The organism is Mangrovibacter yixingensis, from assembly GCF_020523985.1.
GTDB lineage: Bacteria > Pseudomonadota > Gammaproteobacteria > Enterobacterales > Enterobacteriaceae > Mangrovibacter > Mangrovibacter yixingensis.
Map to the genome: position 1 here is coordinate 1 of NZ_JAIVKM010000011.1, position 22,274 is coordinate 22,274.

A 22,274-nucleotide genomic window follows, 5' to 3' on the forward strand; every position below is an offset into this window, starting at 1 on the left:
TGCGTATATTACGCTTTCCCGCTGCAGAGTCAAGCATTTATTTTCACTTAACTTTGCCTGACAGGCCGGTTTGTTTGCCGTTGTGCCGTGTCAGTGGTGGCGCATTATAGGGCCTAATCTCAGGCTGGCAAGCGTTTAATACAAAAAAATTATCGTTCGCCTGGTTTTCAAGCAAAGCGCGCATTTTTACAACTTTTTGCTGGATAGATGAGCAAGTTCATGGGTAAAAGCATCAACTTGAGCCCAGTCGGTATAGACCACCTCTTTATGTGTATCTGTCTCTCCCCCTGTCATTTTCATGATCAGTAGAATCATTAGCCGGTCATACCAACGGTATTTGGGATAACGTAAAGCGCCAGCAAAAACAGCACTGAGCGAAGGTGCCCACGGGGAGTTTGATAAGAACTTGCGAGTATAGCTGTTAGTTTGTGGGGTTCTTTTCTCTGGCTTTCTGGCAACAAGGTTCACTGCAAAGAAAGCACTGGTGAGTTGATTCAGCGTGGAAGCGTGGCGTTTGACAAAATTATCGAGCGACGAATGAAAGTGCCCATAACGAATAGAAGCACCGATAATAACCTTATCAATATTCGCCCAATCAATATCAGGGGTGCGATGCAGGTTCATCACTTCGCACTCTTCCCCATCGGCACGAAGACGCGTTGCAACATAATGTGCAATCTCACGTGTATGTCCATCCCGGCTGGAAAATAAAATCAGCGTTCTCATGTTGTCCTTCTTATTCTTTCCAGAAAGTAGGGGTAAACAAAACTAATAGTGTAAAGACCTCAAGCCGCCCGAATAGCATATCGACAATCAGAATCCATTTAGCAACAGGGTTCATACTGGCAAAGTTATCCGCTACTACTCCCAATCCCGGCCCCAGGTTATTCAATGTTGCCACTACCGAGGCAAACGCAGAAAAATCATCAACACCTGTCGCGATAATAGCCAACATACTGATGATAAACACCAGCGCATAAGCTGAGAAAAAGCCCCACACGGCTTCCAGAATACGCTCTGGCAACGCACGGTTGCCCAGTTTAATGCTGTAAACTGCATTGGGATGTACCAAGCGTTTAAGCTCACGATTACCCTGTTTGAATAACAACAAAATACGGATAACTTTTAGCCCGCCACCAGTAGAACCTGCGCAACCACCAATAAATGCCGAACATAAAAGCAAAACCGGCAGGAAAAGTGGCCAGCGCGCAATACTGTCTGTAGTAAACCCCGCGGTCGTAGCCATAGAAACAACCTGGAAAAATGACTGATTAAGGGTTTGCCAGAAAGAGCCATAGGTGCGATGCAGAATTAACACCAGCGTACAAATCAATACCAGTGTAAATTGCACCCCAATAAACATTCGAAACTCAGGATCCCGCCAATAAACCTTAAGGCTACGCCCACTTAGCAGCGAAAAATGCAGGCTGTAGTTACACCCGGAAATCAATAGAAATAGCGCAATAATGGAGTTAATGGCCGGACTATCGAAGTAACCGATACTGGCATCATGAGTGGAGAAACCACCAATGGCGATAGTAGCAAAACTGTGGCTGATAGCATCAAACATGGGCATACCGGCAAACCACAGTGCCGCAGCGCAGGCAACCGTCAGTAATACATAGATAAACCAGAGAGTTTTAGCTGTTTCTGCAATACGCGGGCGCATTTTGTTATCTTTGAGTGGCCCAGGCATTTCTGCTCGGTAGAGCTGTAATCCCCCAACGCCTAAAATTGGCAAAATGGCTACAGCAAGCACAATGATTCCCATACCGCCAAACCACTGCAGCATTTGCCGGTAAAATAAAATTGCATGGGGAAGCGTATCCAGGCCAACCAATGTTGTTGCACCTGTTGTTGTTAACCCTGAGAAGGATTCAAAAAATGCATCAGTGACCGTCAGGTTCGGGCGTTCAGAAAAAATAAAAGGTAATGCACCAACACTCCCCAGTACAGTCCAGAACAGCACAACTATCAGAAAACCTTCCCGTGGTTTTAGCTCTCGCTTTTGGCGACGATTGGGCCACCACAGTAGTGTACCTATCGCCAGTGCGACGAAAAAGGTTTGTGTAAAGGCTCTCCCCGCACCATCGCGATATATCAGGGCCACCAGCCCGGGAATAAACATCGTTCCCGAAAATAAAATAACCAGTAAGCCAACAATTCTGACTATAGGGCGAAAATGCATCACGCGCGGATCCTTCGAAAATAATAGAGACTACACAACAGGAAATAATTGCATCGAACCCCGGCTCATATCTGCCAGGCGCGAACTAAACACATCAAAGCGACTCGGCGGCAACGCGATAGTTAACTGAACCACATCCTGGTAGTCACTGGAAACAATGTGCCCTTGCGTTTGGGCAATAAGACTTTCGACAGAAGCCAGCAGCCCATATTCACAACGCAAAGTATAGGTCTTCAATGCCATTTTTCGCTGAGTTGTTAATTGGGCTAATGCCTCGCCAACACCGCCACCATAAGCTTTCACTAACCCGCCAGTACCTAGCAATACGCCACCATAGTAACGCACCACAACAGCGGTAATTTCACCAACACCACTTCCCTGTAACTGTGCAAGGATTGGTTTACCCGCTGTTCCTGCAGGCTCGCCGTCATCGGAAAAACCAAGTTGTTGTGAGTCATCAGGCGCACCAGCTACCCAAGCCCAACAATGATGCCGGGCACTGGGATGAATGGAACGTATCTGCTCAACAAATGCTTTTGCCGCCGCTACGCCATCAGTGTGTGCCAGAAAAGTAATGAACCGACTTTTTTTAATTTCAGCACTCACTTCAACAGAAGCAGCGGGTATGAGCCAAGTCTCCATTAACTGAGTTTCAGGTCCCGCGTCATGTTTTCAACGCTATTTGCATGAATTACCACGTTATCTTCGATACGAATACCGCCAAACGCTTTCAGTGATTCAATTTTCTGCCAGTCGAAGTGCTTGCTATAAGGCCCTTCACGCCAGGTTGAAAGCAAAGATTCAATAAAATAGATACCGGGTTCAATAGTGAGCACCATACCGGGTTCAAGCACCCGGGTACAACGCAGATAAGGGTACTTATCGGGAGCCGGCAGGCTTGTGCCAGAATCATCCTGCATAAATCCTGCTACATCGTGCACTTGCAACCCAAGGGGATGGCCAATACCATGTGGCATGAACGGCCCGGTAATATCCGCATCAACCATAGCTTCTTCACTGATACCAGTAATTATCTGGTGCTTACGCAACATTTGCGCAATACGCTGATGGAACTGCAAATGGTATTCGGTATAACGCGTTCCCGCCTGCATAGTAGCAATCAGTGCTTGTTGATGCTCATTCACATCTTTTATCAATGCTGCATAATCGTTATCACTCTGAGCCGACCAGGTACGCGTTAAGTCAGCAGCATAACCGTTGTATTCTGCCCCTGCATCCAACAGGAAGCTGAGATTTTTAGCTGGTGCCCGGTGATCCAGTTTCGTGTAATGCAATACCGCCGCATGCTCATTCAGTGCCACGATATTGCCATAAGGGACATCCGTGTCACGGTGACCCGTCGCAGTTAAATAGGCCTGATTAATATCAAACTCACTCATTCCGGATAAGAATGCGTCATGAGCGGCATGGTGGCCAACCACGGCCATTTTTTGCGCTTCACGCATGCACGCCAGTTCATACTCGGTTTTGTAAGCCCGGTAGAAATGCAGGTAATCAATTACACCCTGAGGGTTTATATTGCGGGATTCAATATTGAGTTGCAGAGCGCGTTCCGGAACCGGGCCAATATAAGCAATATTTTTGCGCTGCGCAGGTAGCATACTGCCAATCTCTTTGGCGTTAGCCAGTGCACTCAGATCAATCTCATCAGTCCAAAAAGATTGCGGCAATGGTTCAACGTTATGCCAGTAATCAACAGGCAACCAGAACCACAGTTTAGGCTTATTAACCCCATCCACCAGCAACCAACAATTAGGAACCTGTGTGACAGGTACCCATGCTTTAAACTGCGGGTTAACTTTAAATGGATAAGGGTGGTCATCGAGAAAAACATTAAATAATTCACCGGAATGAATCAGTAGTGCATCCAAATTGAAACGCGCCAGCACATTGCGAGTACGTTCCTGCAATGCCTCAATATGTTCTTTATACAGTGCGACTAACGAGTCCATAACCTTACCCTTTATACGTTAACCCTGAAGCGAGTATTTTATCACACCCACTTATCCAGAGCGTGTTTTCACGTATCCGTGATCCTTCCAGCAAAAAATTAAAGATTAATTTGCATTTTTTTAACATAAATTCCACACTCCGCTCATCTGGTACGACCAGATCCTTTTGCTGGATTCAGGAGACTGACATGCTCTACCAAGGTGAAACCCTTTATCTCGACTGGCTGGAAAATGGCATTGCCGAACTGGTATTTAGCGCACCCGGTTCAGTCAATAAGCTGGACACCGCAACGGTTGCCAGCCTCGGAAGTGCACTGGATATACTTGAAAAACAAGAAGACCTAAAAGGCCTGTTACTGCGTTCGGATAAAAATGCCTTTATTGTCGGCGCGGACATCATGGAGTTTCTTTCCCTGTTTTTAGTCCCAGCCGAACAGCTCAGCCAGTGGTTACACTTCGCTAATAGCGTCTTTAACCGCCTTGAAGACCTGCCTGTTCCCACAATATCTGCTGTTAATGGCTATGCGCTGGGGGGTGGTTGTGAATGTGTTCTGGCAACTGATTTCCGCATTGCCACACCGGAAACCCGTATTGGCTTACCAGAAACAAAGCTGGGAATAATGCCTGGGTTTGGCGGTTCCGTTCGTTTGCCTCGCTTACTGGGCGCAGACAGTGCTCTGGAAATTATTGCCGCTGGCAAAGATGTGGATGCGCAACAGGCACTTAAAATTGGCCTGGTTGATGGCGTGGTAAATCAGGAGAACCTGAAAGCCGCAGCGGTGCAGGTATTGCAACAGGCGGTAGCCGGAAACCTGGACTGGCGCAGCAAACGCGCTGTAAAACTGGCACCGCTGAAACTCAGCAAAATTGAAGCTGCCATGAGCTTTTCGATTGCGAAAGGTATGGTCGCCCAAACCGCTGGGAAACATTACCCGGCTCCAATTACCGCCGTGAAAACGATAGAAGCCGCCGCTGCAATGGGCAGGGATGACGCCCTGAAACTGGAAAATCAAAGTTTTGTTCCCCTGGCTCACTCCCCTCAGGCCCGTGCTCTGGTTGGCATTTTCCTTAATGATCAACACGTAAAAAGCCTGGCAAAAAAATACAGCCGCGACGTTGCATTACCACAGCAGGCTGCTGTGCTGGGTGCGGGAATTATGGGTGGCGGTATCGCCTGGCAGTCGGCCTGGAAAGGTGTCCCAGTGCTGATGAAAGACATCAATGAGAAAGCACTGGCGCTGGGCATCAGTGAAGCCAGCAAGTTGTTGAATAAACAGCTTGAGCGCGGAAAAATTGATGGCATCAAGCTGGCAAGCGTGATGGCAACAATTCAACCCACACTGCATTATGCTGGTTTTGAGAAAGCGGATGTCGTGGTTGAAGCTGTTGTTGAAAACCCGAAAGTTAAAAAAGCCGTACTGGTAGAAACAGAAAACCATATCCGCCCAGACTGCGTTCTGGCCTCAAATACTTCTACTATCCCAATCAGTGAACTGGCAAGCGTGTTACAGCGCCCGGAAAATTTCTGTGGCATGCACTTCTTTAACCCAGTGCATCGTATGCCGCTGGTTGAAGTCATTCGCGGTAAACAAACCAGTGAAAGCACACTTGCCAAAGTAGTTGCATGGGCCAGCAAAATGGGGAAAACACCGATAGTGGTGAATGATTGCCCCGGCTTCTTCGTAAACCGGGTTCTGTTCCCGTATTTTGCCGGCTTCAGCCAACTACTCAAAGATGGTGCCGATTTCCGCCAGATTGACCGGGTAATGGAAAAACAATTTGGCTGGCCGATGGGCCCGGCTTACCTGCTGGATGTGGTCGGAATCGATACTGCCCACCATGCCCAGGCCGTAATGGCCGCCGGCTACCCACAGCGCATGCAAAAAGATTATCGCGATGCCATTGATGTGCTGTTTGACGCCGGGCGTTATGGGCAAAAAAATGGCCAGGGCTTCTGGCGCTACGAAACCGACAGCAAAGGCAAACCGCGTAAAATCGCTGATGACAGTGTTGCTGACCTGCTCAGTGAGGTTTGCCAGCCCGCGGCTCAGTTCAGTGATGAAACCATTATTGCGCGCATGATGATCCCCATGGTTAACGAAGTCATTCGCTGCCTGGAAGAAAACATTATTGCCTCGCCCGAGGAAGCCGATATTGCCCTGGTATATGGTCTTGGCTTCCCTCCATTCCATGGCGGTGCGCTGCGTTGGATCGACACGCTGGGGAGTGCCAAATATCTCGATATGGCAGAACACTACCAGGAACTTGGGCCACTGTATGCCGTTACTGATGGCTTACGCGAAAAAGCCCGAACTAACGCAAGCTATTACCCATCTGTGGAGCCTGCACGCCCATCCAGTAACCTGAAATGCGCCTGAGGAGTGAGTTATGGAAAAGGTTGTCATCGTTGATGCCATCAGAACCCCAATGGGCCGTTCGAAAGGTGGGGCATTCCGTTTTACCCGTGCTGAAGATTTATCTGCTCACTTGATGCGCAGCCTGATGGCGCGCAATCCGGCACTCAATGCCGCCGATATCGACGATATTTATTGGGGCTGTGTTCAGCAAACACTGGAGCAAGGGTTTAACGTTGCTCGTAATGCCGCTCTACTCGCCGAGATCCCACACAGTGTACCGGCGGTGACCGTTAACCGTCTGTGCGGTTCTTCTATGCAGGCCCTGCACGATGCGGCTCGCATGATAATGACTGGTGATGCCCATATTTGCCTGGTCGGCGGTGTGGAACATATGGGCCATGTCCCGATGAATCATGGTGTGGATTTTCACCCCGGTCTTAGCCGGAATGTTGCCAAAGCGGCGGGGATGATGGGGCTGACAGCAGAAATGCTGGCCCGCATGCACGGTATTTCTCGTGAGATGCAAGATGCGTTTGCCGAACGCTCACACAAGCGCGCTTTTGCCGCAACACAGTCTGGTGCGTTCAAAAGCGAAATTGTGCCAACAGGCGGTCATGATGCTCAAGGCGTTCCTGTCATGCTGAGCACAGATGAAGTTATTCGCCCAGAGACCAGCCTTGAAAGCCTGGCAGCCCTGAAACCGGCATTTGACCCAGTTACTGGCACCGTAACTGCTGGCAGTTCATCTGCGTTATCCGATGGGGCTGCAGCCTTACTGGTTATGAGCGAAAGCCGAGCCAAAGCGCTTGGGTTACCCATTCGAGCCAGAATTCGTTCCATGTCAGTGGTAGGTTGTGACCCATCCATTATGGGTTATGGCCCGGTGCCTGCGTCAAAACTGGCGCTCAAAAAAGCCGGTCTTACACCTGCAGATATCGATGTGTTTGAAATGAATGAGGCTTTTGCTGCTCAGGTATTACCTTGCATTAAAGACCTGGGGCTTATCGAAATGCTGGACGAGAAAATCAATCTTAACGGCGGAGCCATCGCATTAGGTCACCCATTAGGGTGTTCTGGAGCACGTATCAGCACAACATTACTGAATATTATGGCAAGGAAGGATGCGCAATTTGGCCTGGCAACAATGTGTATTGGCCTGGGCCAAGGCATTGCGACTGTTTTTGAGCGAACTGAATAACCGATTTAGTTGCCGTGTTCCCGCCTGTCAGGGGCGGGTTTTTTCACGCATTTAGCGGAAAAACACCCTGTAGCTACATGGTGTTCTCCCGCTCGGGCATTCGCTATCAGATGAATGAAAAAGCGTCACCAAACATGCGGTCTTCACGTGCGCTACGCTCATTGCAGAACAGCTCACGGGCAATCTTCGCCATTTCAAAACGGCCGGCAATGTAAATATCATGCCCGGCAAGCGTGCCATAATCCTGCATCACTGCGGCCAGTACCGTCCCGGTACGCCCTTGCCAACCTTCTTCCGGCTGTTCGACAACAGCTTCAACCCGCAAATTAGGGTGCTGGAGAGCCAGTGCTTCAAGCTCACTGAGATCATACAGATGTTTATCTTCCCGCCCACCCCAGTAAATAGCGATATCCTTCTGAGGATTATTTTCCAGCGCAGTAAGCAGGATTGAGCGAACATAAGAGAACCCCGTGCCCCCGGCAATCAGAACCAGTGGGCGATCACTATCTTCGCGCAACCAGGCTTCGCCATGGGGTAAATCGACAACAATCTCACGGTCTTTAAGGATCCTGTCCATTACGGCCATGGCGTACAGGTTCAGTTCAGACGCACCAATATGCAGTTCTATGTACCCATGTTCAGACGGTGTGGAAGCCAGAGAAAACGGGCGTTTATCCCGCTCATCCATTACCACCATCAAATACTGCCCGGCACGAAAAGAAAAATCAGCTTCCGGTAGTAAACGTACGCGATACACCGTATCCGTAATGGCTTCTACCGAGGTCACTTTACAGCTTAAAATTGTCATGCGTTCCCTCTTCGGGTCATTAAAGCGATGTTGCAACGGCTGCGGCTCAGGCAGTTTTACCGTCATCCACTATACCAAGCTGCGACCAGATAGCATCAACACGAGCCACCACTTCAGGATCTTTGGTTATGGGATGCCCCCACTCACGCTGTGTCTCACCTGGCCATTTATTTGTGGCATCCAGCCCCATTTTCGACCCCAGCCCAGAAACAGGCGAGGCGAAATCCAGATAATCAATCGGTGTGTTTTCAATCATCACCGTATCCCGGGCGGGATCCATACGCGTGGTAATCGCCCAGATAACATCATTCCAGTCACGTGCATTGATGTCGTCATCACATACAATAACAAACTTTGTATACATAAACTGACGTAGAAATGACCATACGCCCATCATCACGCGTTTGGCATGCCCTGGATACTGTTTTTTCATCGTGACTACCGCCATACGGTAAGAACAGCCTTCTGGCGGTAAATAGAAATCAACAATTTCCGGGAATTGTTTTTGCAAAATGGGTACGAAAACTTCGTTCAGTGCCACCCCCATCACCGCGGGTTCATCTGGCGGGCGGCCGGTATATGTTGAATGATAAATAGCATCTTCGCGGCGCGTAATATGTGTGACGGTCATAACTGGGAAGCTATCAACTTCATTGTAGTACCCTGTATGGTCACCATAAGGCCCTTCTACTGCCGTTTCGCCAGGTTCAATGTAACCTTCCAGCACAATTTCGGCACTGGCCGGTACTTCGAGGTCATTCGACAGGCACTTCACTACTTCAGTTTTATTCCCTCGAAGCAACCCGGCAAAAGCATATTCTGAGAGCGTATCCGGCACCGGCGTAACTGCGCCGAGTAAAGTCGCGGGATCTGCACCCAACGCGACCGAAACAGGAAAGCGTTCGCCCGGATTGGCCTGGCAGAATTCCTGAAAATCCAGTGCTCCGCCACGATGGGACAACCAGCGCATAATGATTTTATTTTTTCCCAAAACCTGCTGGCGATAAATCCCCAGGTTTTGGCGCTCTTTATGCGGCCCACGTGTCACCGTCAGCCCCCAGGTTATCAGAGGCGCGGCATCTTCTGGCCAACAATGCATAACCGGGATCTGCCCCAGATCAACGTCATCGCCCTGCTGAACGATTTCCTGACAAGGTGCAGAACGAACCCGTTTCGCAGGCATATTAAGAACTTGTTTAAAGTGCGGGATTTTATCGAATAAATCACGAAAGCCTTTAGGAACTTCGGGCTCTTTAAGGAAAGCCAGCAACGTACCCACTTCACGCAACGCTGAAACATCGTCACGCCCCATGCCCATAGCAACCCGCTTTGCCGTACCAAATAAATTACACAGCACGGGCATGTTGTAGCCTTTCGGGTTTTCGAACAATAAGGCCGGACCGCCAGCACGCAATGTTCTGTCAGCTATTTCTGTTATTTCCAGATGGGGATCAACAGGGAGTGTAATACGTTTGAGTTCACCTTGCGCTTCGAGCAGGGTAAGAAATTCGCGTAGATCGTGATATTTCATGCTGTTCTTTTTCGCACCAAATTTAGCGCATCATTATACGGACTTCAGTCCGGTGATGCTGTAATTTTGTTAAATTAGCGTGAATTTACCATACAACCAGCGCACTACTTCACCTTTAACTTCCCTGGATGCACAATAAAATATACTGGTAAAAAGCCATGTTATGCGAGCGGCTATCCCTCTCCTGCACTATTTGCTATGCTTGCCAGTCGGGCGACAATATTAGAGAAATTATGGAATCCTGGTATCTGCTTTATTGTAAACGTGGGCAAGTACAGCGGGCGCAAGAGCATCTGGAGCGCCAGTCTGTCAATTGTGTCACACCAATGATCTCACTAGAAAAAATAGTGCGTGGTAAGCGTACTGAGGTACAGGAACCTTTATTTCCAAACTATTTATTTGTCGAGTTTGACCCGGAAAAGATCCACACAACAACGGTAAACTCTACCCGGGGTGTAAGCCATTTTGTTCGTTTTGGTTCGCAACCCGCCATCGTGCCCACCGATGTTATCAACCAATTACTGTGCTATCAGCCCGATTCAGATATTACTGACCCCGAGACGCCTTATCCTGGCGACCAGGTTGTAATTACAGATGGAACATTCGAAGGGCTGGATGCCATTTTCACCGAACCCGATGGTGAGACTCGCTCCATTCTTTTGCTCAACCTGCTTAACAAGCAAGTGTTGAGAAGCGTTAAAAATACCGAGTTTCGCAAAATCTAAGGCCCTGTCTCAGGGGGCTATCAAAAACGAATGTTAAAAACCCGGCGTACATTATTGTCTGTCATGGCCTCAAGCTCATTCTGATCTTCATTACGCCACCGGGCGACCTGTTGAAAAATATGGGGTAACAGGCAAGGTTCATTACGCCGGGAACGCGGTTTGGGTAGCAAATCTCTGGGCAGCAAATAAGGCGCATCGGTTTCCAGTAATAGCTGGCTTGCCGGAATTACCGGTAATAATTCCCGTAGTGCCAATCCCCTACGCTCGTCACATACCCATCCGGTTATCCCCAGGTACAACCCATGCGCCAGGCAAATTTCCGCTTCTTCGCGGGTTCCAGTAAAACAGTGCAGGACAACCGCAGGAAGCTTATTCAGCCAGGGTTTGAGTAAAGCCATAAAGCGGTCATGCGCTTCCCGGCAGTGAAGAAAGACGGGTAATTCACATTCAGCCGCGATAGCCAGTTGTGCAGTAAAAGCTTGCTCCTGTTCAAGTGGGGAAGAAAAGTTACGGTTAAAGTCCAGCCCACATTCTCCAACCGCCACCACCTTATCTTGCCCAGTAAGGCGATAAATGCGCTCAGCCACCGTTTCACTCCAGGTACTGGCATCATGGGGGTGTACACCCGCTGTTGCCCAACAATTCTTATACTCAGTAGCACACGCCAGTGCCTGTTCACTTTCCCGCACGCTGGTTCCGGTCACTAACAAACCATGGACACCCGCGTCTTGCGCACGAGAAACAACATCAGCACGGTCTTTATCAAACTGTGAGCTGGTTAAATTAACACCGATATCAAACATAGGAGTGACCTGAAAAAACCGCCCGGTAAGGGCGGTAATTTAAATGAAATTAGCTGGCGCTGTCTGCGTTGTCTGGATCTTCGTCATCGGACGTATCCCGAGGGCGGCGTTTCCCTACATAGAACCGGGAACAGAAAACACCTATCTCAAACAACAAATACATAGGCACAGCCAGCAATGTCTGAGAGAAGATATCTGGTGGTGTGAGCAGCATTCCCACCACAAACGCCCCTACCAGTATATAAGGACGCTTTTTCTTCAGGTCTGCAGGGGTTGTCACGCCCATCCAACACAACAGAACAATCGCAACGGGTACTTCAAATGCCACACCAAATGCCATGAAGAGCGACATAACAAAATCGAGGTAATTCGTGATGTCAGTTGATATCACGACCCCAGCAGGTGCGGTTCGTGTCAGGAAGCCAAATGCGAGAGGGAAGACGACAAAATACGCAAAGGCCATGCCGATATAGAACAAAAAAGTGCTGGAAACCAGCAATGGCACGACCAGGCGACGCTCATGCCGGTAAAGCGCTGGCGCAATAAACGCCCACACCTGGTACAGGATAACAGGTGCCGACAATATCACCGACACCATAATCGTCAGCTTGATGGGGGTGAAAAACGGCGAAGCGACATCTGTCGCAATCATGCTGGCACCGTGGGGCATCTGTTTGATTAATGGCGCCGAAATAAGTTGATAGATGTCATTGGCAAAATAGACCAGCGCAAGAAAGATGATCAGCACAGAAATCATACAGTTCATCAAGCGTTTGCGAAGCTCGATCAGATGACTAATCAGCGGTTGGGTATCATCGACGGCCATAGTTACCCTTTCTTGTTCGATACGGAAGACACAGGGTTTTCATCACCGGTTTCAGCTGCCACTGTTTCATGCTCGCGCACATCAGACGAGAGTGCGGGAGCTTCAGAGGGCTGTGCTGTTACCGTTTCTGGGGCCGTGCCGGGTTCAGATGACGAAGAAACCGTTTCATCCTGCTCTGCCTGTTGTTTTGCAGGGTTGCGGATAGTGTTTTCCTCATCGCTGAGTTTTTCTGGATCATGCTGGCTATAGGAGCGTTTCATTGACTCAGCAGCTTCACGCAGCTCATCCATAGAAGACTTCAGTTCAGGCGTCAGGTTATCCATACTCGCCTTTTCAACTTTTTTGAGGCTGTCCTGAAACTCCTGAAGTTTTAACTCCTGCGCCAACTCGTTTTGCACAGTTGAGGCGAGCGAACGCAACGCCCGAACCCAACCCGCCACTGTTTTCACAGCAACAGGCAGACGTTCGGGCCCAAGCACAACCAGACCAATTATAAAAATCAGTAATAACTCGCCAAAACCAATATCGAACACTGTTTACACCTGCTCTTTATCGCTCTTTTTCTGTTCGTCTTTCGTTGTCTCGTCAGTTTTTTCTGACAAGTTCTTGGTGGTGAAATCGGCATCAGGTGCAGATTTCGTTTTATCATCTTTGCCTTCATCGTCATCATTCATCGCTTTTTTAAAGCCTTTGATTGATGCGCCAAGATCAGAACCCAAAGAACTGAGTTTCTTGGTACCAAACAGCAGAACAACAATGACAACGATTATCAATAATTGCCAGATACTAATACCACCCATAATGATCCTCAGAGACGAAAAGTGAAGTCCGGCCTCGCGCATTGCGGGGCTTACGCTTTCATAATGAAAAAATCAGGTAGTCCGCCACCAGCCCACAAGCCACGCAGCGATGCCACCTACCATTAGCCATGCGGGCATCATACCCCAGTCAGGCCGATTAATTAGCAACAGCGTACCACTGACAATCAGTGTTGCACCAATACCAAACAAATATCGTGATTGCCCCTGACGTACTCGAGTATCGTGCAACTCACGGGAAATCTTATCCATGCTGTGCTGTAAATGACGCCCCTGGCGCAAACTTTCATAAAAAAGCTCAGGGATTTCCGGCATTTTTTCTACCCAAAACGGCGCTTTCTCTTTGAATGACCGAACCAGAGCGGGAATCCCCACCTGGTCTTTTATCCAAGATTCAAGGAACGGTTTTGCCGTTTTCCACAAATCCAGTTGCGGGTATAACTGCCGTCCAACACCTTCTACATATAACAGGGTTTTCTGTAACAGCACCAGTTGCGGTTGTACTTCCATATTAAACCGCCGGGCAGTATTAAACAGATTGAGTAATACATGGCCGAATGAAATTTCTGCCAACGGCTTTTCAAAAATCGGTTCGCAAACAGTACGGATGGCAAACTCAAACTCTTCCACATTGGTGTCTGGCGGAACCCAACCTGAATCGACATGCAATTCAGCAACCTTACGGTAATCGCGGTTAAAAAATGCGATGAAGTTTTCAGCCAGGTAGCGTTTGTCATCTTTATTCAGCGACCCCACTATCCCACAATCAATACCAATGTACTGTGGGTTTTCCGGATGCTCGTAACTTACAAAAATATTGCCCGGATGCATATCCGCGTGAAAGAAACTGTCACGAAAAACCTGGGTAAAAAACACCTGAACCCCACGCTCTGCCAGTAACTTCATGTTGGTGCCATTTTTTTCCAGGGTTGCAACATCTGAGACCGGTATCCCATAAATACGTTCCATGACCAGCATATTCTCGCTGCAGTAGTCTGAATAAACTTCTGGGACGTACAACATAGGGCTGTTTTCAAAATTCCTTCGTAACTGGATGCCATTAGCGGCTTCCCGCAGTAAATTCAGTTCATCCATTAACGTTTTTTCGTATTCACGCACCACTTCTGTAGGGCGTAACCTGCGCCCATCCGGCATCAAGCGTGGTACCCAGCGTGCCAGGCGGTAAATAAGCCGAATATCGGCTTTAATCACAGGCTGAATATCCGGGCGGATAACCTTAATCACCACCTCTTTACCGTTGTCTTTCAGGCGTGCGGTATGCACCTGCGCAATGGATGCAGACGCCAGTGGTTCGACAGCGAAATCATCAAACCAGGTTTCGACAGGAATATCGCCCATCGCCTTTTCGATTTGTTGCTGTGCAAGGCGACCATCAAAAGGGGCAACACGGTCTTGTAACAAAGCCAGTTGATCAGCAATCGCGGGGGGAAACAGATCCCTGCGGGTGGATAACATCTGGCCAAACTTTATCCAGACCGGGCCCAGTTCCTGTAACGCCAACCGCAGACGCTCACCTAGCGGCAAATCTTTATGCCGGTTTGGCAACCAGAACAACAAACGCCGCCATAAACGCAGTGGCAGCGTAATGCGCATTTTGGGGATAAGTTCATCAAGGCCGTAAGTCAGAAAAGTACGAATGATGAAGTACAGGCGGCGAATCTCACCTGGCGTCATTTGGCCTCCAGTTTCTCAAGCCGCTGACTCAGGTTTTCAACAGCAGTATTTAGTGCTTGTGCTTCTTCAGTAAACCACGCAACTTCAAGCGCACCTGGAGCCAGGCGCCACTCTTCTGTTATGGTCTGGGATACATTCTGGCGCTGGCGCACCAGCCGTTGCTTCAAAAATTGCGCACCGTTACGCACAGCCCTGCCCAGGCCTTCCGCGACAATATCTCCGGTCCAGGGTGCCAGCAGCTCTGCCGGGTCAATTTCAGCCAGGTCAAGCAGGCTCACCATGTTCTGCACAACCTGAATATCACCCTGAACCTCAAGATCACCCTGACGAATAAGCTGGGTAAGTTGGCTACGGTCACGCAGGGAAGGTAAGACCGATAACCGAGTAATCACCGTACACTCGACCTCGCCATCCCACTGAGCGACGACATCCACTTGTTGCTCACTGAAAACCATAACAAGAGGGGCGTTCAGTTCCTGAAGGGTGATACGCAATACTTTCCCGTATAACCGCTGGCGGGCTGCCCTGAGCGCTTTATCCTGCCAGAGCAGTTTATTCAGTGCGGTCTCAATCCCTGCTGTCATCAATGGCATAAATGGCATCCTGCGCCTCCTGTCAGGCCTTTCTTCAGAATTTATAGCCGCGATGCAGTGCGACAATTCCGCCGGTCAAATTGAAATAAGTGACGTTTTCAAACCCTGCGTCTTCCATCATGCCTTTTAGGGTTTCCTGGTCAGGATGCATGCGAATCGACTCGGCCAGATAGCGGTAACTTTCCGAATCGTGAGCAACCAATTCGCCAATCCGCGGCAGAACGTGGAAGGAGTATGCGTCATAGGCTTTACTGAGCGGCTTCAGAACAGGTTTAGAAAACTCCAGCACCAGTAACCGCCCGCCGGGTTTAAGAACCCGAAACATCGAGCGCAACGCCTTGTCTTTATCTGTCACATTACGCAACCCAAAAGAGATGGTGATGCAATCAAATGTATTGTCCGGAAACGGCAGTGCTTCAGCGTTAGCCTGAACATATTCAACATTACCGACAATGCCGAGGTTACGCAGTTTCTCACGCCCCATTTTCAACATGGAGTCATTGATGTCTGCCAGCACCACTTTGCCGCTTTCGCCAACCAGCCGCGAGAATTTGGCGGCCAGATCGCCGGTACCACCCGCTAAATCAAGCACACACTGCCCGCGCCTTACACCACTGCAATCAATAGTGAAGCGTTTCCATATGCGATGAATACCAAAGGACATCAGGTCGTTCATCAGGTCGTACTTCGACGCCACCGAATGAAAAACCTGTGCAACCATATCCGCTTTTTGTTCTGTCGCTACGGTACGATAACCGAAATGCGTAGTATCTTTTGAATCAGATTCATCAGCCATCTTAGTGCCTGCCCATCCTAAAAAAGAGTGTGAAGTGTAACAGATTGCGCAATATTGCTCTAAGTCCCAAACCTGGTGGAAAATACCACCAGGCCATTGTTATTGCGCCTGTCAGGGCGGTAGTGGCGTATCCTGCCGTGATGCCACACTGGCATCAGTATCTTCCTGGCGTGCCTGTTCTGTTAATTCAGGATTTATCTCACGCTTGACTTCTACCCCTAACTCACGAAAGGAATCTGCCTGAACCAGCAAATTCCCGCGCCCGTGAGCTAATTTTTTCATTGCCTGGTGATAATTATCCTGGGCCTTGTTAAGGCTTTGCCCTATTGCCATCATATCATCAACAAAGAGGCGCATTTTGTCATACAACCGGCTTGCACGCTCAGCGATTTGTTGCGCATTACGGCTTTGATGTTCATAACGCCACAGATTGGCAATAGTACGCAGTGCCACCAGCAGCGTTGTCGGGCTGACCAACATAATATTATTGCGTAAGGCTTCACTGATCAGTTCAGGCTGGCGGTCTATCGCCAGCAAAAAAGCGGGCTCCACCGGAATAAACATCAGCACATAATCCAGCGAGCGTAAACCAGGAAGTTGTTGGTAATCTTTACGGCCTAACAACCGAATATGGTTACGTATTGCGGCAATATGTTCACTGAGCGCAGCGTCCTGGGTGACATCGTCTTCGGCATTAAAATAACGTTCATAAGCCACCAGCGTCATTTTCGCATCTATTACCACATCTTTATTTTGTGGCAAGCGGACAATCACGTCGGGCTGCATACGGCTGTGGTTATCTAATGTGACACTGACCTGGGTTTCATATTCAGCGCCTTCCCGTAAGCCAGAGGCTTCAAGAACGCGGGCAAGGACCACTTCCCCCCAGTTCCCCTGGGTTTTATTATCACCTTTCAGTGCCCGGGTAAGGTTGACCGCTTCTTGCGTCATCTTTTCATTGAGCTGCTGTAACTGGCGAATCTCATGAGTCAGAGTATGGCGTTCACGGGCTTCAGCCCCAAAATTATCCTGGACCTGGCGGCGAAAGCCGTCCAGTTGTTCCCGCAAAGGTGCCAGCAGGCCTGATAAACTCTGACGGTTCTGCTCGTCCATACGTTGGTGGCTTTGGGAAAAAATGCGGTTCGCCAGGTTTTCAAACTGTTCACTCAAGCGTTGTTCACTATTGATCATCTGCCGGTGCTTATCTTCCGTATGTAGCCGGTTTTCTTCCAGCCGGGTAGCCATCTCCCGCAGGTCGGCCTCCTGAATACGGTTTATATCCAGTTGATTGCGCAATTCCTGATTGAGTTGTTCATATTCTTCTTGCCAATGCTGGCTTTGTACCAGTTGCTGGCGAGTTGCCATGAGTTCGCCATATACATCACGATGCGCAGCCTGTTCATCTGCCATATGCCGTGCGGCTCTCAAACTGGCAAGCAACCAGCCTGTTAAGCCGCCAACAGCTAATCCGCCTGCAAGGAAAAACCAGGTAAATGCCACACTCCCTCCCACCTGAACTCTGTGCCTGTTAAAATTCTGCTGTATAAATGTCCAGATTAAAAGGTTTTATGGCACCTAATCGCTATCTCATGGCGATTTAGCTATTTTTTCGCGCCGGGAGGGTTGATAAAGAAGGGATACAAGAGGCTATTGAGGCAAACCAGCGGAGGTCTCCCCGCTGGCATGTGGGCAAGAATCAGAGCAAGCGGCGGGCAGCCTCCACCACGATTTTCACCGCATAGCTTTCCGTCTGTTTCATGGTTTCTGCGTTAGGGATTTCTTGCTGGGTACGGTTAACGATTACACCAGCAACCATCCCGGCGCGTAAACCCTGGCTGGCACACATAGTCAGCAGCGTCGCGGACTCCATTTCGTAATTCATGACGCCCATTTGTTGCCACTCTTCCATAGAGCCTTTAAAACGGCTGACAACACGCCCGGAAAACGTGTCATAGCGTTCCTGGCCTGGGTAAAAAGTATCGGAGGATGCAGTCACCCCAATATGCGTCATCGCGCCAACAGCTTTGGCTGCTTCAACTAACGCAGTGGTGCAGGCAAAATCTGCCACTGCAGGGTATTCCATCGGCGCAAAATGCAGGCTTGCGCCATCAAGGCGTACAGAGGCTGTGGTCACTAAAACGTCGCCAACATTGATATGCGGCTGAATTGCCCCTGTGGTGCCCACACGCAGGAATGTGCGAATACCCAATTGAGCCAACTCTTCAACAGCAATGGAAGTAGAAGGGCCACCAATACCGGTAGAACAGACAACAACGGATTTTCCGGCTAACTCAGCCCGCCATGAAGTAAATTCACGATGTGCAGCCAGTTTTACCGGGTTATCCATTAACGCGGCTATTTTTTCCACCCGCTCAGGATCGCCCGGAACAATCGCCAGTGTTGCGCCCTGTAAATCCGCTTTGGTAAGCCCAAGATGAAACACATCAGACCTGGACATAAATCACTCCTCTTTGAGTCAATGTTCGGGTGAAGTAAAGCCGTACTCTACTGAACTCCCTGGCTTTAAAAAGTGACTAAAATCACCTTAAAACCCAAATGTTACATTACGTTGCTTTAATAACGTGACACTTATCACCAATAATAATCAGGGTAATGAGGAAATTTGCTTTAATTACACTTTTTGCCCCCTGCCAGCCGAACCTTGTACAGCTATAGTTAAGTTTATGCGCTATTCACACGGAGATTGCTATGACAGAAAAAAAGACAACCCCGCCCGCCAATAACCCATTCGCACCCGCGGTATCACCAGTAACCTCAACCGTTATTCATACCAGCGATAAAGGCTTACATACGGGCGAAACAACCATAGCGACCCAAGGTGAGCATATGCCTGCCTGGTATGCACGACCGCAGGATATAACCACCTCTTTACCTATTGTCATCGTGGTACAAGAGATCTTCGGCGTGCATGAACATATTAAAGACATCTGCAGGCGACTGGCACATCAGGGGTATCTGGCAATCGCACCAGAACTCTATTTTCGCCAGGGCTGTCCGAATGAATACCAAGAGATCGGGGCGTTACTTCGCGATCTGGTCAGTAAAGTACCGGATGCTCAGGTGTTGGCGGACTTGGATCATGTGGCGAACTGGGCTGGTAAAAACCATGGTGATCTGCACCGTTTGTTTGTTACTGGTTTTTGCTGGGGCGGCCGTATTAGCTGGTTGTATGCTGCACATAACCCCCAATTAAAAGCGGCTGTGGCCTGGTATGGCCGCCTGGTTGGCGCACACACGCTGACATCACCCCAACACCCAGTTGATGTTGCTGCAAATCTTAGCGCGCCTGTTTTGGGCTTGTATGGTGGAAAAGATGACGGTATCCCGTTAGAGAGCGTGGAAACCATGCGCCAGGCATTGCGTGCAGCAAATGCGAAAGCAGAGATCGTGGTTTACCCTGAAGCCGGGCACGCCTTTAACGCCGACTACCGGCCCAATTACCACCAGGAATCCGCACAAGATGGCTGGGAAAGAATGCTTGCCTGGTTCTCTGCATATGATAAAGGCGCAAAATAGGCCGGATTAACGCACGGTAAAAACAAGGAAAGGCCAGGCGCCTTTCCTTTTTCATTGCTTACCACTTGTTTGCCATTTGATTCGCTGGCCACACATAAGTGAGTTGATTAAAAGGCCTGACGCAGGTTACGGGCGGCCTCAACCATATTTGCCAGTGCAGCCCGGGTTTCTGGCCAACCCCGCGTTTTCAACCCGCAATCCGGGTTTACCCACAACCGTTCAGCCGGAATATAACGGGCGGCTTTCTTCAGCAGGTTTTCAATCCAGGCAACATCAGGCACATTGGGTGAGTGAATATCATAAACACCCGGCCCAATTTCATTCGGGTATTCAAACTGTTCAAAGGATTCCAGCAGTTCCATATCAGAGCGTGATGTTTCGATAGTAATAACATCAGCATCCAGTGCAGCAATAGAATCCATGATGTCATTAAATTCGCAGTAACACATATGGGTATGAATCTGTGTTTCGTCTTTCGCAACCGCAGCGTTCAGGCGGAATGCTTCCACGGCCCAGGACAGATAAGCCTGCCAGTCACTCTGGCGCAACGGTAAACCTTCACGCAGTGCAGGCTCATCTATCTGGATAATACCAATACCGGCCGCTTCCAGGTCTGCCACTTCATCGCGCAGTGCCAGTGCAACTTGTTTCGCAATGGTTTCACGGCTGACATCTTCCCGAGGGAAGGACCAGCACAAAATCGTGACCGGGCCAGTCAGCATGCCTTTCATCGGTTTATCTGTTAATGACTGAGCATATTTGGCCCACTCCACTGTAATGGGTGCCGGGCGGCTGACATCGCCAATCACAACAGGCGGTTTCACACAGCGCGAACCATAACTTTGTACCCAACCATTTTGGGTGAAAGCAAAACCATCAAGATGTTCGCCAAAATACTCGACCATATCATTACGTTCTGCTTCACCATGTACCAGTACATCCAGCCCCAGACGTTCCTGTTCCTGCACTGCCTGGCGAATATGTTCAGCAATACTGGTGCGGTAATGACCCGCATCCAAACGGCCCTGTTTGAAATCAAGCCGCAGCCCCCGAATTTCCTTTGTCTGCGGGAATGAACCAATTGTGGTGGTCGGCCAGGCAGGTAAATTGAAATGCGCACGCTGCAATTGAGCACGCTTAGTGTATGCGCTGGTTCTCTGGCTATCCTGTTCACCAATGGCGGCAAGGCGCTCAGCAACTGCGCGATTATGCACACGGCGCGAATCAGAGCGGGCCTGAATGGGGGCGCTCCATTCAACCAGATTCCGGGTATCACCACTATTCAGTGCATGGGAAAGTAACGCCAGTTCCTCACATTTTTGCACCGCAAATGCGAACCAGCTTTTCACTTCATTATCAAGACGGGTTTCAACACGCAAATCAATAGGGCTGTGCAGCAAAGAGCAGGAAGAGGCAACCCATAGCGGGCGCTGGCCCACAATCTCTCTGAGTTGCTGGTATTTTTTTGTCAAATCAGCACGCCAGACATTACGCCCATTGATAACACCCGCAGACAATAGCCAGTCTGCCGGTAGTTTGCTATGCAATTCGGCTACATCATCATGGCCGTGAACCAAATCGACATGCAAGCCTTGAACAGGTAACGCCGCAATGGTATTCAGGTTAGGTGCCACACCTTCAAAATAGGTAGTCAGCAGTAATTTCACATGGCCACTTAGTGCCTGGTAAGCAGGTTTAAACGCTGCCAGCCAGGCTGGAGGTAATTCCAGTACCAGAGCGGGTTCATCTATTTGTACCCACTCAATGCCACGTTTTGCCAGTTCCGCCAAAACCTGCTGATAAACTGGCAGAATATCGTTGAGTAAAGACAAACGGTCAAAAGCCTCACCTTTCACTTTCCCCAACCATAGATAAGTCACCGGCCCCAGTAACACAGGTTTTACTCTGTGGTTGAGCGCCAGGGCTTCATCAACCTCATCCAGCAGTTGTGTCCAGGCCAGGTGAAATGACTGCCCCTGAGTAAATTCCGGCACCATATAGTGGTAGTTAGTATTAAACCACTTGGTCATTTCTGCTGCAGCGGCGGGTTCCCCTGTAGGTGCCCGGCCACGGCCAGTACGGAATAAGGTGTCGATATCAATAGTACCATCGGCGTTTTGGTGGCGTGCAGGAACGTTTCCCAGCAACAGGCTGGTGCCAAGAACATGGTCATACCAGGCGAAATCGCCAACAGGAAGTATGTTGATACCGGCATCACTTTGTTGTTGCCAGTGACGGGCTCGTAATTCACGGCCCGTTTCAAACAAATCTTCACGGCTCAGGGTGCCAGCCCAATAACTTTCCTGGGCTTTTTTCAGTTCGCGTCGCAGGCCAATACGCGGAAAACCGAGGGTATGGTTGAGGACAGTCATTTTTCTTCTCCATTTAGCCATCCAGATGTTTACACATCTATATTCCGCAGGTAC

The 22,274-nt window shown here is 49.3% G+C and carries 20 protein-coding genes; 4 read left to right on the top strand and 16 right to left on the bottom strand.

What is annotated here, in order from left to right; genetic code table 11:
- Positions 1-186 precede the first annotated feature (186 nt).
- From hemG to pepQ, 4 genes are read right to left on the bottom strand one after another with little or no spacing between them, the layout of a single operon-like run.
- Positions 187-726 (bottom strand): menaquinone-dependent protoporphyrinogen IX dehydrogenase, encoded by a 540-nt coding sequence (gene hemG, locus LC084_RS21360; RefSeq protein WP_226573904.1) that lies wholly within the window; start codon positions 724-726, stop codon positions 187-189.
- 10 nt (positions 727-736) lie between these two features.
- Entirely contained in the window at positions 737-2,188 is a 1,452-nt protein-coding gene (gene trkH, locus LC084_RS21365) for a Trk system potassium transporter TrkH (protein ID WP_226574065.1), read from the bottom strand.
- 30 nt (positions 2,189-2,218) lie between these two features.
- Positions 2,219-2,830 carry an IMPACT family protein gene (locus LC084_RS21370; protein WP_226573907.1) on the bottom strand — a complete coding sequence of 204 codons (612 nt, stop codon included), beginning with the start codon at positions 2,828-2,830 and terminating at the stop codon, positions 2,219-2,221.
- Positions 2,830-4,161, bottom strand: a complete 1,332-nt coding sequence (pepQ, locus tag LC084_RS21375; RefSeq protein WP_226573909.1) for a Xaa-Pro dipeptidase — start codon at positions 4,159-4,161, stop codon at positions 2,830-2,832. Before pepQ ends, LC084_RS21370 begins: the two co-directional genes overlap by 1 nt.
- Positions 4,162-4,349: 188 nt before the next feature.
- On the opposite strand from pepQ, the gene fadB reads away from it, so the two are divergent.
- Positions 4,350-6,539, top strand: a complete 2,190-nt coding sequence (fadB, locus tag LC084_RS21380; protein ID WP_226573911.1) for a fatty acid oxidation complex subunit alpha FadB — start codon at positions 4,350-4,352, stop codon at positions 6,537-6,539.
- A 10-nt stretch (positions 6,540-6,549) separates the two neighbouring features.
- Entirely contained in the window at positions 6,550-7,716 is a 1,167-nt protein-coding gene (gene fadA, locus LC084_RS21385; RefSeq protein ID WP_226573912.1) for an acetyl-CoA C-acyltransferase FadA, read from the top strand.
- 106 nt (positions 7,717-7,822) lie between these two features.
- On the opposite strand, the gene fre is transcribed toward fadA, so the two are convergent.
- Positions 7,823-8,524, bottom strand: coding sequence for an NAD(P)H-flavin reductase (gene fre / locus LC084_RS21390; protein WP_226573914.1), 702 nt, complete (start codon positions 8,522-8,524; stop codon positions 7,823-7,825).
- 46 nt (positions 8,525-8,570) lie between these two features.
- The gene (gene ubiD / locus LC084_RS21395) at positions 8,571-10,055 is read right to left on the bottom strand and encodes a 4-hydroxy-3-polyprenylbenzoate decarboxylase (protein ID WP_226573916.1); all 1,485 of its coding nucleotides are present in this window, start codon (positions 10,053-10,055) and stop codon (positions 8,571-8,573) included.
- Between the two features lie 233 nt (positions 10,056-10,288).
- Between ubiD and rfaH the strand changes: the two genes are divergently transcribed.
- Entirely contained in the window at positions 10,289-10,780 is a 492-nt protein-coding gene (gene rfaH / locus LC084_RS21400) for a transcription/translation regulatory transformer protein RfaH (RefSeq protein ID WP_226573918.1), read from the top strand.
- Positions 10,781-10,800: 20 nt separating this feature from the next.
- Here the strand turns inward: rfaH and tatD are convergent, their stop codons facing one another.
- The 9 genes from tatD to udp form a co-directional block, all read right to left on the bottom strand.
- A complete protein-coding gene (gene tatD, locus LC084_RS21405; RefSeq protein ID WP_226573921.1) occupies positions 10,801-11,583 on the bottom strand; it encodes a 3'-5' ssDNA/RNA exonuclease TatD in 783 nt (260 codons plus the stop codon).
- Between the two features lie 49 nt (positions 11,584-11,632).
- Complete coding sequence (tatC, locus tag LC084_RS21410; protein ID WP_226573924.1) at positions 11,633-12,409, bottom strand: Sec-independent protein translocase subunit TatC; 777 nt, start codon at positions 12,407-12,409, stop codon at positions 11,633-11,635.
- A 2-nt stretch (positions 12,410-12,411) separates the two neighbouring features.
- Entirely contained in the window at positions 12,412-12,942 is a 531-nt protein-coding gene (gene tatB, locus LC084_RS21415; protein ID WP_226573926.1) for a Sec-independent protein translocase protein TatB, read from the bottom strand.
- 3 nt (positions 12,943-12,945) lie between these two features.
- Entirely contained in the window at positions 12,946-13,209 is a 264-nt protein-coding gene (gene tatA, locus LC084_RS21420) for a Sec-independent protein translocase subunit TatA (RefSeq protein WP_226573929.1), read from the bottom strand.
- 72 nt (positions 13,210-13,281) lie between these two features.
- Entirely contained in the window at positions 13,282-14,922 is a 1,641-nt protein-coding gene (ubiB, locus tag LC084_RS21425) for a ubiquinone biosynthesis regulatory protein kinase UbiB (protein ID WP_226573933.1), read from the bottom strand.
- Complete coding sequence (gene ubiJ, locus LC084_RS21430) at positions 14,919-15,524, bottom strand: ubiquinone biosynthesis protein UbiJ (protein WP_226573936.1); 606 nt, start codon at positions 15,522-15,524, stop codon at positions 14,919-14,921. Before ubiJ ends, ubiB begins: the two co-directional genes overlap by 4 nt.
- Before the next feature lie 25 nt (positions 15,525-15,549).
- The gene (gene ubiE, locus LC084_RS21435) at positions 15,550-16,311 is read right to left on the bottom strand and encodes a bifunctional demethylmenaquinone methyltransferase/2-methoxy-6-polyprenyl-1,4-benzoquinol methylase UbiE (protein WP_226573937.1); all 762 of its coding nucleotides are present in this window, start codon (positions 16,309-16,311) and stop codon (positions 15,550-15,552) included.
- Between the two features lie 111 nt (positions 16,312-16,422).
- Positions 16,423-17,811, bottom strand: coding sequence for a DNA recombination protein RmuC (rmuC, locus tag LC084_RS21440; RefSeq protein ID WP_226573939.1), 1,389 nt, complete (start codon positions 17,809-17,811; stop codon positions 16,423-16,425).
- Between the two features lie 196 nt (positions 17,812-18,007).
- Positions 18,008-18,769, bottom strand: coding sequence for a uridine phosphorylase (udp, locus tag LC084_RS21445; protein WP_226573941.1), 762 nt, complete (start codon positions 18,767-18,769; stop codon positions 18,008-18,010).
- A gap of 251 nt (positions 18,770-19,020) precedes the next feature.
- Here udp and LC084_RS21450 point away from each other — a divergent pair, with 251 nt between their 5' ends.
- Positions 19,021-19,848: a dienelactone hydrolase family protein gene (locus LC084_RS21450; protein WP_226573943.1), complete on the top strand. Its 828-nt coding sequence runs from the start codon at positions 19,021-19,023 to the stop codon at positions 19,846-19,848.
- 107 nt (positions 19,849-19,955) lie between these two features.
- Here the strand turns inward: LC084_RS21450 and metE are convergent, their stop codons facing one another.
- A complete protein-coding gene (gene metE / locus LC084_RS21455) occupies positions 19,956-22,220 on the bottom strand; it encodes a 5-methyltetrahydropteroyltriglutamate--homocysteine S-methyltransferase (protein WP_226573945.1) in 2,265 nt (754 codons plus the stop codon).
- Between the last annotated feature and the right edge of the window lie 54 nt (positions 22,221-22,274).